Raw genomic sequence first — 11113 nt, 5'->3', positions numbered from 1 at the left:
AGAAAAAAAAATGAACTTCATAAAATTAAGCCACCGTTTTTTATGCCTCGCAACAATATGGGCTACGATTAGTGCTTGTACAAAATTGGAACCTGAGCTATACAGCGATTTGACTACCGAAAATGCGTATTCCTCGGAGAGTGATATAAACGCGGCATTAACTGGTACTTATGCGAGTCTAGGGCCTTACCCGGGTGATGCCTATCTTTACTACGCGGGCTATTTGGTGATGATTACCGATTACGCAACCGATATGGGTTTCTCTACTGCGGCTGGTAATCCGACCCATTTGAGCAATTTTTCTTACGACGAAAACAATCGCTATTTTAAGAATAACTGGCAAAATATGTATCAGGTTATAGCGAATGCCAATCTGTTGATTGATAATATTACCGCTGTATCAGGGATGAGCGATGAAAATAAAAACCTTGTGATAGGACAAGCTCGTTTTCTAAGGGCATTGGCCTATAATGACCTAACGGATGCTTGGGGGCCGGTACCTTTGATCACTTCCACAAAAAATCCAGCGGAAAGTTATAATACACCTTTATCTGCCGTTGAACAGGTAGATTCTTTAATTCATGCGGACTGCCTTTTCGCAGCGGAGGTGCTCCCGGAAAGCTGGACGAGTGAGCTAGGCTTAGCACGCGCAACTAAAGGTGCAGCGCTAACACTTTTAGGTAAAAACTATATGCGCGCCCATAACTATGAGCAGGCAAAAGTATACATCGATCAAGTGCTTTCGCTACGTGATAAGGGCGTTTATACCTTAAATCCCGATTTTAAAAACGAATGGTCCGAATCAAACAAAATGGATAAAGGTATGATATTCGGTATTTTACATGAATCATCACTCAATGGTGGTGAAATTGCCAACCATTTCGGTCCTACTGATCACCAAGAGGTGACTGACCGTTGGCAGTATTACGGGGTTTCTTTACAATTCTGGCGTAAGTTTGATGACCGCGACCCACGAAAGCAGTTCTTCTACTATAATTATGAAGGAAAAGCGGCAAGAGACGGGTCTACTACACACGGGTTTTACTATACGATTCCAAACCCTGGACAAACCACCGCGCCCAATGATACCACAAAATTATTGCAGAACGTAGCGACTAAGAAGTACTCTTATGAAATGGTGAACAGTTCGTACTTGGACGGACGAACCATCCAGGTATTTCGTATAGCCGATGTAATCTTGTGCAAAGCTGAAATCGAGAATGCATTATCAGGCCCATCAGCGGGTCTACCCTACATCAATGAAATCAGAAAAAGAGCAGGGGCTCCACTTTTAGGCGAAAGTGCCGATTTTCCAGCTCCTGCAACGAAGGAGGAGTTTGTTAACGCACTGGTTGACGAGCGTGGTTTCGAGCTCGTTTTTGAGTACAAGCGTAAAGCAGATTTGGTGCGATTAGGTAAATATGAAGAAGTATGCAATGCTTATCTAAAAGCCCGTGGCATGACGCCGAAGGTTACCGAAAAGCTTCGCTATTTTCCATATCCCTTAGATGAAGCGAACCTGCATCCTGAAATGGCAGCAGCCAACGCCCAACGTTTACCCTAGCACTTTTTTAGTATGCGTATACTCAAAATTGTTATCGGAGCCCTTGTAATAGCCGTCTTGTATGCCTGCTACTATTTTTATAGTCAATATGTTCAGCTAGTTAACATTCAGTTGTCTTCGCCGGATAACTCTGCCATCAAGGAGGATATTCATGTAAAATTGAATAGACCAGCGGCGGCCTATGTAGAATATTGGAGCGCGAATGGCGAGCACTATTATACCCCCGTAAAAGGCGAGAAAAAAGACCATATCTTCAATCTCTTGATGTTGGATGCCGATACCGACTATCACTACCGTATTGTGCTCGATCGGTTGATTCCGGTAAAATCGAAAGTCATGCGTTTTAAAACGCGAAAGCAATCGCCTTGGATGGTGCATGACTGGATTAAAGAGGAACATCCCCATGATCCTCGGGCAATGGGCGATGGGTTAACGATGCTTTGCTATCGGGAGTTTCCGGGATACATTGCCATGGTTGATGGAAAGGGAGCAATCAAGTGGTACTGGCAAGACGAAAAGATGGGGGTACGGATCGCTTCGCTTACTCCCCGTGGTACTATATTGGCGCTCTTAGCGCCGGTAGGGAAGGACGAATTCTATAAGCCGGAACCTAACAAAGCTTTTGTAAAAAGTGGTATGGGATACAGCTTACGGACTGGTAAAATGGGTTATATGGGCGGAACGGAGCTCGCTGAAATTGATCTCACCGGGCGGGTGCGTTGGCGATTGAATGTAGATAAGCTTGGATTAATTGTGCACCACGATTTACGTATGGATAAGGCCAATCACATTGTGGCGGTTGTTCGGGATTATATCTTGCCGGAAAAACAGACGGGAAAACCTATCGATACCTTATGGGGTGATGGTATCGTCGTAATGGATACGACCGGGAAGGTATTAAAAAAATGGTCGACATGGGATCACTGGGATTTGGCAAAAGATAGGCGGTTAGACAGCTTAAAACATGATCGATTTCATATTAATACCATCTCTTTCGACAAAGACAGTAATTACCTGGTGTCGTCTCCTATCGAGAATCAAGTATGGAAAATCAACGCTCAAACAGGAAAAACCATGTGGCGATTGGGACAGGGCGGAGACTTTCAATTAGATGCTTCCGACTTTTTCTATTTTCAACACGCGCCGCATATCAATAAAGACGGTGATTTAATGCTTTTCGATAACGGCGATTTTTCTCCTCGGGACTCTTCTACCGCAAATAAGAAATCCAGAGCTTTATCTTTTTCCCTGGATGAGAAAAGGAAAACAGCATCAAAAAAATTGGATGTTCCGCTGCCTGGCAAGCAATATACAGCAAGAATGGGAAGTGCTTATTTACTGCCTAACGGGAACGTGCTGCAAACCAGTTCAAAGACAGGGAGCGTTTTAATATCCGATAAACAAGGGAACGTGCTATGGGAGTTGAATACCTATTTTATACCTTATCGCGCGGAGTATGTGCCGGCCAAATTTTGGCAGGATTATGTAAAAATGAAGCCGGATTAAAAAAGCCTAAAATGGATACTAAAACAATGCGACTGACAATTACTGTTTGCTTATTAATCAGCAGTTTAATAGCTTGGGGCCAGCATCCCTATCCACCGGAGAAAGCTAAATGGAACGCAGATTCATTGGGTAATCAACGAGCGGTACTGCGGGTTGACGGAGGGGATAAACTCGTGAAAGCCTCCATAGCATGGAGAAACCGACAGGTGAAGGCAAATCAAGGCCTGATAATCGTTGATAGCACAAACAACCAACTGGTGAAACCTATAGTTTATGGCCCGATGTCTGAGGAGGGAGGCGACTTTGCTTTTGAAGCGACATCAGGTTCGGGGATTTACTATGTCTATTATTTACCTTATCAACTAGGTGGTAGAAGCCGATATTATCCCGACGCGATATATCTCAGCCAGCCTCCTGACGATCAGGCATGGGCAAAGATCAAAACCAATAATGAAGCGAAATTTCTTCGATTCGAATCAGTAGATGAATTTAATCGGAACGATCCCATGGAACTCATCGCTACGAAAGCGGAAATCCAAGCTTACTTGAAAAAATACACAAATGAAAACTATTTTATCTTTCCCGAACTGTACACGCATCCGATTAAGATGCGATCACATGTGCCGAAGAAGTGGATGGAGACGAACCCGGTGGCGGCTCTAAAGGGCGAAACGGAGCGAGGATGCTATTACGCTTTTCAGCTAGGTATATGGTCGGCAAAAACCGATTTGAAAAACGTGACGGTCCGGTTTTCATCCTTAGAAAGCGAAATGGGAACAACATTGCCGGCAGAAGCATTTGATTGCATCAATACAGAAGGAACGAGTTATAAAGGGAAGCCCTTCTCTGCTACAGTTAACGTTCCCTTGTCAAAAGTTCAGGCGCTCTGGTGTGGGGTTCACATTCCTGAAGATATTAAACCCGGGACTTATCAAGGCTTTGTATACGTTCGTCCTGCCAACGCACCGGAGAAAAGGGTAGCCCTCAGCCTTAAGGTTGGGCCGACCGTGGCTCGTAACAAAGGGATAGATGAACCCTGGAAAATGACACGACTGCCTTGGCTGAACTCCACTTTAGCACAGGAAAACACGGTGATAAAGCCCTATATCCCCCTTGTGGTATCGGGTGACACTGCTATCTCCCTTTTAGGAAGGAAGCTTATTCTCGATCGAACCGGGTTCCCGAAACAATTGATAAGCTATTTTACACCGGAGATGACGAGTGTCGGTAAAACCTCGACAAGCTTGTTAACCGAGCCCATTCATTTTCATGTGAAACGTAAGGTAGACGGCAAAGATATAGCATTCAAGACTCAGGGACTTTCTTTTAAAGAAAAGCAGGCTGGAATTGTAAGCTGGGAAAGCCATCACGTTTCGAACGAACTGCGAATGGAGGTACAAGGTTCCTTAGAGTTTGATGGTTTTGTCAGTTATACAGTCGGGCTTATTGCAAGGAAAAATATAACCTTGCAGGACATTGCAATGCACATACCTTATAAACCGGAAATGGCTTCCTATATGATGGGACTTGGGATGAAAGGCGGATATAGACCGGAACAGGTTGTTTGGAAGTGGGATGTCACTAAAAAGAACCAAGATGGCGCCTGGATTGGTAATGTAAACGCGGGGATGCAGTTTTCGCTACGGGATGAGAACTATACAAGGCCGCTGAATACAAATTTTTATTTGCAAAAGCCTCTATTACTCCCAAAGTCGTGGGGTAATAACGACAAGGGAGGTATTGATATAAGTATGAAGGGACCTTCCGCGTTAGTGAATAACTATAGCGGAAAGCGAACTATGCGTGCCGGCGATACGCTTTACTATAATTTTACCTTATTACTTACACCTTTTCATCCACTCAATACGGAGGCGCAATGGAATGAACGTTATTTCCATGCTTATAAACCGGTTGATACGGTGAAGCAAAGTGGGGCGAATGTGATCAATATTCATCATGGCAATGCCTTGAACCCCTACATTAACTATCCCTTTATTGCCACGAAAGCAATGAAGGCTTATATTGATTCGGCTCATCGCGTAGGACTTAAAGTGAAAATTTACAATACGGTGCGAGAAGTGTCCAATCGGATGTATGAGCTCTACCCCTTCCGTAGTTTGGGACACGAAGTGTTTTCTCCTGGCCCGGGGAAAGGCTACTCCTGGCTACAAGAGCATTTACATGACGATTATATTGCGGCTTGGTTTGTACCTTTTTATAAAGATGCGGCTATTATTAATAGTGGTATGAATCGCTGGCATAACTATTATGTGGAGGGGATGAATTGGTTGGTTGATCGGATCGGTATAGATGGTATTTACTTGGATGATGTGGCTTTCGATCGCGTAACCATGAAGCGCATTAAGCGGGTTATGACTAAAAATGGCCATCCCGGTTTAATTGATCTGCATTCAGCGAATCAGTATAACGAGCGTGATGGCTTTAACAATAGTGCGAATCTCTATCTTGAACATTTTCCCTATATCAATAGGCTTTGGTTCGGCGAGTATTTTGATTATGAAAATAACAAGCCGGATTTTTTTCTAACAGAAGTGAGTGGCATTCCTTTCGGGTTAATGGGGGAGATGTTGCAAGATGGGGGCAATCCCTGGCGCGGTATGATTTATGGCATGACTAATCGGTTACCCTATCAAAAAAGTGGCCCGCAGGCACTTTGGAAAGCTTGGGATGATTTTGGAATTAAGGGGTCTCGAATGATTGGTTACTGGGTTGAAACTAATCCGGTAAAAACGAGTAGTCCGCAAGTTTTAGCTACCGTTTACAAAAAGGAGAAAAAGGCAATGATTGCCTTAGCCAGTTGGGAAAATAAAAACGTTCTGGTTGACTTGGTGATTAATTGGGAAAGTTTAGGAATTGATCCTGCCAAGGCATTAATTCGGGCACCTCAGATTGATGGTTTTCAACCGATGCGAATTTTCAAGATAGGCGACAAAATCCCGGTCAATCAGAATCAAGGTTGGCTGTTGATCATCGAATAATGAATCTATTATTGACGAACTCATGAAGCGTATCTATATCGTATTATTCGGTTTGCTTCCATTGCTAACAAGAGCACAAGGAGAAGCAAGCATAAGAGAACTCAAAAAGATTTACATAACCTACCCTTTTTCGGACCCTGACCCTATTCCTTCTGAAAAGATCTATCCATATTTCCGATTTGACGGTTTTACTGATCAAGCTGTATCCAAAGAATGGAAGGTGGTAGAGCTGGAAAATGAGTTTCTGAAAATACAGATTATGCCAGAGATAGGAGGAAAAATTTGGACTGCCTATGATAAAAAGAACAAGCGGGATTTCCTGTATAATAATGGCGTTGTAAAATTTCGGGACATTGCCATGCGTGGCCCTTGGACAAGCGGGGGAATTGAAGCCAATTACGGAATTATCGGACATACACCCAACACCTCTACCCCCGTAGACTACCTTACGCGGGAGAATAAAGACGGTAGTGTCAGCTGCTTCATCAGCACCTTGGATTTGTTAACGAGAACGAGATGGACTATTGAAATAAAATTGGAAAAGGACAAGGCTTATTTCTCCACGCGATCTTTTTGGACAAATTCAACACCGCTGGAGCAAGCTTATTACACGTGGATGAATTTGGGGATACCGGCGGGTACGGACCTACAGTTTCTCTACCCGGGATCACACTATATTGGGCACGATGGGGAAAGTCATCCTTGGCCTATTGATACAGCCGGTAGGGACCTGTCATTTTACAAAGAAAACGATTTCGGGGGTTCTAAGTCGTATCACGTGTTAGGCGTCCATAGCAATTATTTTAGTGCCTACTGGAAAAATAGCGATTATGGCATGATTCATTATGCTAATCGAGAAGAAAAATTAGGAAAGAAAATTTTTCTGTGGGCGCAATCGGGGGAGGGTAAAATGTGGGAGCAGCTATTAACAGACAAGAGTGGGCAATATGTTGAGATTCAAAGTGGACGTCTCTTCAATCAAAATATGTTTAAAAGTAGCTTTACACCTTTTAAACAATTAGGATTTGCTCCTTATCAGGCTGACCAGTGGCTAGAATACTGGTACCCTTATCAAGGAATAGGAAAACCGTCCACCAGTCGTCCTTTAGCTACGCTGAATATAAGTAGTAAAAATAATAGTATACGACTGCGGCTGCTGGCAAATAGTCCAATTCGTGATAGTTTGATTGTATACAATGAAGCGGATGAAACGATCACTTCTTGCTTTGTTGAGCTGAACACCGGAGAAACGCTCGAGCGGGATATCCCCTGTCCCTCTTTAACCTCTGTCGCGAAAGTAAAGTTGCAAGGAGAAATATTTGATTTGGCGGAGCAGGAAAAGCAAAATGTACTCAACAGACCATCGAGAAAACCGGTTGCGTTGGATAGCAGTTCAGCTTATGGATTATACTTGCAGGGAAGGGACTTAATGCGTTTTAGAAGCTATCGTGAGGCTTTCCCAAAGATTAGGGAATCTTTAATGCGTGAACCCTTCTTGTTACCCGCGTTGGTTGAAATGGCAAAGTTAAAAATTTTCCATCTAGAGTATGACTCCGCCTATATATACGCACAGAAGGCATTAAGTGTGGATACTTATCATGGAGAAGCCAATTATTATTATGGCTTAGCCGCAGCGCATTTGGACAAAGTGTACGATGCGCTAGATGCTTTCGAAGTGGCCTCGCTTGATCCAGCATGGAAAAATGCAGCTTATACGCAGCTCAGTGCGCTATATATAAGAAGGAAAGAATTTTCAAAATCCTTGGAATACGCGGGAAAAGCATTGAAGTGCAATCAAGATAATGTGTTTGCGCTTCAACTGCAATATATAGGCGCAAGATTATGCCAACGAAAGGCATTGTGCGATACGGTAAAGCGACGGTTAGCTGACTTAGATCCCCTCAATCACTTTTTGCGTTTCGAACAATATTTTGCCGAAAGGTCAGATACCACTCGCGAGGCTTTTGTGTCTTTAATACGTAATGAACTGCCCGTAGAGACTTATTTGGAGCTCGCTATATGGTATGCTAATCTCCAATTAAAAGAAGAGGCATGCGAAGTGCTGGAGTTAGCTCCGAAAAATGCGGAAATATTATACTGGCTGGCCTGGTTGAATAGGAACAATCCTACAGAAAGTGAGGCCTGGTTGAAGCAAGTAGGTCAAGCTGATTTAATGCGTAACTTTCCCTTTAGGGAAGAAAGTGCAGCTATATTTGATTGGGTAATAAAAGAACATCCTTCTTGGCAAGGGTTCTATTTGATGGCTTTGCTCCAACAATTTAGAAATAATCCTTCGGTAGCGCGGCGTTTAGTCCAGGAGGTAAATGAGCCGGTTGATTTTGCGCCCTTTTATGTTTTAAAGGCGCTGCTTTCCGACTCCACGCAGTCTAGTGATGTCTTGGTTAACATAAGAAAAGCAATTGAAATTGACAAAAACGAATGGCGTTATGGACAATTAATGGCAAAGTATTTACTGGCGGATCGACAGTATATCGCCTCGGAAAAAGTGTTGCGAAACTATTATGAAAAAAATCCCGAAAACTATGTCATAGGTTTAGATTATGTACGTGCGCTTTTATTGAACAAAAGACTGAAAGAGGCCGAAAAAGTCTTGCAAGAAATTCGCATTTTGCCTTTTGAAGGAGCTACCGATGGGCGGAAGTTATATGAGCAAACTAAACTATTACTGGCATTAGAAGCATTCAATAATAGGAAATTTGATCTAACACTGAAAAAGGTACAGGAGGCTAAGTTATGGCCTGTTAATTTAGGTGCCGGTGAACCTTACTTAGAGGAGAAAGACGAACGTATCGCGGATTGGATCGCTGTAGAGGTTTACAGGAAAAAGCAAAAACCAGATTCCTGTAGACGTATCTTGGAAAAGATGGCGGCGAGCAAGGGTGTGCTGTCATATCCCGTCTCATTGTTACAGGTTGCTGCCCTTGTAAAATTGGGAAGAAAAACAGAAGCGGCTCGGTTGATGCAGTTGTGGACCACAAAAAGAAAGCGTGAAAAGCTGGAAGCAATTGATGAAAAATTAGTGAAAAATGCGTTAGGAGGAGAAGCTAATGTGTTATTGCTTATCAACCTCATCTTCAATAAAAGCGATGAACGACTGTTTTAAAGGTGATTGATTGGTTCAACTTGTTACATAAGTTAACATGTTTATTCTACGCAATCGATTGCGTTTATTTGGTATTTTGAAAAGCGCTAATCGAATTTTAATATTGTCTATATTATCGTACTAACCAATAAATATCATATAAACTGAAAGGGAGATAACCTGTTCCTTTGAAGCAATGTTTTTAATATGGAAGTGAGAAAATTCTTATTAAGTTGATAGGAACTTAAACCAGATTAAACATACCCGTGTTAGGTTTGCCAACTAATTTGATACAATGGATACTCGAATAATAGCGATACGCGCAGGGAATCAAAAAGCTTTTCGGTTGTTTTATGACGACTTAAAGCATCCTATATATAATTACGCTTTCCGTTTCTTTCGATCTGCTATACTTGCTGAAGAAATCGTGCAAGAAGTATTCATGCAAATATGGAAACACCGGGCCACACTCGATCCAACACAAAGTGCAAAAGCGTATACCTATCGCATTGCGAGAAACTTGATCTATAATAAATTGAAGGAAATCGTACGCCATGAAGAGTACATCAACCATGTTTTTTATAGTCATGCAGCAAGTCACGAGGCGGTAGAAGACTCTTTGGACTATAAGGAGCTTCAACAACTATATGAGGAAGCGATTAGTAAATTACCGCCGCAGCGCCAACTAATTTTTCGAATGAGTCGTATTGAATTTCTTTCTCACGAAGAAATAGCGGATCAACTGGCTATATCTAAAAATACGGTAAAAGATCAGATCGTGAAAGCGCTTAAGTTTATTAAACAATATATGCTAGCCCATACGGAGTTCACAATGGGGCTTATTGGTGCCTTGTTTCTGATGAATACATGATTTCTAAAATAAACTAAAAAATTTTCACCTTGAATCGTCCTTCTCCTTCACTTCTTTGTATGAGATGATAAAAGAAGTATATGAGCAATCAGCAGGTCAAGAGTCTCTATTTAAAATTTATGAAAGGCGAGTGTACACCCGCTGAGATAGAGTTGTTGATAGAACTTTTGCAATCGGTTGATGATGTGGAAGGTTTGCCAAGCTTAGAAGAGGTGGAACAGACGCTACCACAACAGGAATCATTAGCAGATGCGTCCAGTGATCGTATTTTTAATGCGGTCCTCTTCCAGAACAGTCTAGTTACTGATGTTGAAAGAACAAAAAAGCGTCAAACGAATTGGTTGATCGCTGCAGCTATCATTTCGCTCCTTATTTTAGCCAATTTTGTATTCTACCTTTCAAAACCTAGTAAAATCATATACCAAACAGATTTTGCAAAAAAAGAGAAGTACCAATTACCGGATGGTACCAAACTATTGCTCAACGCTAATACAACTATTGAAATTAATGAGACCTTTTTGACCGATAAGGAACGTGAGGTGTGGATCTCGGGCGAAGCTTATTTTGACGTTGCTCAAAATAAAAATAAGCCCTTTGTTGTGCATACAAATACCGGGATGGATGTTTATGTATTGGGAACAACTTTCAATTTAAAGGCAAGATCAACCGAAACACATCTCGTACTCAATAGGGGGAGTGTAAAGGTATTTCCGGAGGCACAGCAGGATAAAGCTCAACTATTAGTGCCAGGTGAGATCGCGCATTTTCATGCAGAGGAAGCAAGAGTGGTCAAAAGTGTCACGGATACGATGTATTTTTCTGCCTGGCAATATAATCTTCAATCTTTCAAGAATGAGCAGTTGAGAAATGTCGCTGCCAGTATGCAGGATATTTATGGTTACCGTATTGATTTTACCGAAGAGACCTTAAAAAACATGCATTTTACGGGGGCCTTACCTACCAACGATATTAATAAGGCAATAAAGACGTTGGCAGCTGCACTTGATTGTACAATCAATAAAGAAAACGACAAAATAATAATATCAACCAAAAGATTAATTAACTAAAAC

Annotated in this window: 6 protein-coding genes; all 6 read left to right on the top strand. The window is 42.1% G+C overall.

Annotated features, from left to right (window positions below; all coding sequences use genetic code 11):
* The first annotated feature begins 10 nt into the window (after nucleotides 1-10).
* Nucleotides 11-1564: a RagB/SusD family nutrient uptake outer membrane protein gene (locus tag ACH11B_RS03365; protein WP_289554358.1), complete on the top strand. Its 1554-nt coding sequence runs from the start codon at nucleotides 11-13 to the stop codon at nucleotides 1562-1564.
* Nucleotides 1565-1576: 12 nt separating this feature from the next.
* Nucleotides 1577-3070, top strand: a complete 1494-nt coding sequence (locus tag ACH11B_RS03360) for an aryl-sulfate sulfotransferase (protein ID WP_289554357.1) — start codon at nucleotides 1577-1579, stop codon at nucleotides 3068-3070.
* Between the two features lie 11 nt (nucleotides 3071-3081).
* Nucleotides 3082-6069 (top strand): glycoside hydrolase domain-containing protein, encoded by a 2988-nt coding sequence (locus ACH11B_RS03355; RefSeq protein ID WP_377611651.1) that lies wholly within the window; start codon nucleotides 3082-3084, stop codon nucleotides 6067-6069.
* A gap of 22 nt (nucleotides 6070-6091) precedes the next feature.
* Nucleotides 6092-9193: a DUF5107 domain-containing protein gene (locus ACH11B_RS03350; protein ID WP_289554355.1), complete on the top strand. Its 3102-nt coding sequence runs from the start codon at nucleotides 6092-6094 to the stop codon at nucleotides 9191-9193.
* Nucleotides 9194-9467: 274 nt separating this feature from the next.
* Nucleotides 9468-10043 (top strand): RNA polymerase sigma-70 factor, encoded by a 576-nt coding sequence (locus ACH11B_RS03345; protein WP_289554354.1) that lies wholly within the window; start codon nucleotides 9468-9470, stop codon nucleotides 10041-10043.
* A gap of 80 nt (nucleotides 10044-10123) precedes the next feature.
* Entirely contained in the window at nucleotides 10124-11110 is a 987-nt protein-coding gene (locus tag ACH11B_RS03340; RefSeq protein ID WP_130858118.1) for a FecR family protein, read from the top strand.
* Nucleotides 11111-11113 lie beyond the last annotated feature (3 nt).

It is taken from the genome of Olivibacter sp. EAT-5 (assembly GCF_044784325.1).
Lineage (GTDB): Bacteria > Bacteroidota > Bacteroidia > Sphingobacteriales > Sphingobacteriaceae > Olivibacter > Olivibacter oleidegradans.
Note: the sequence above shows the minus strand (reverse complement) of the source record. Positions and strands in the feature narration are given on the sequence as shown.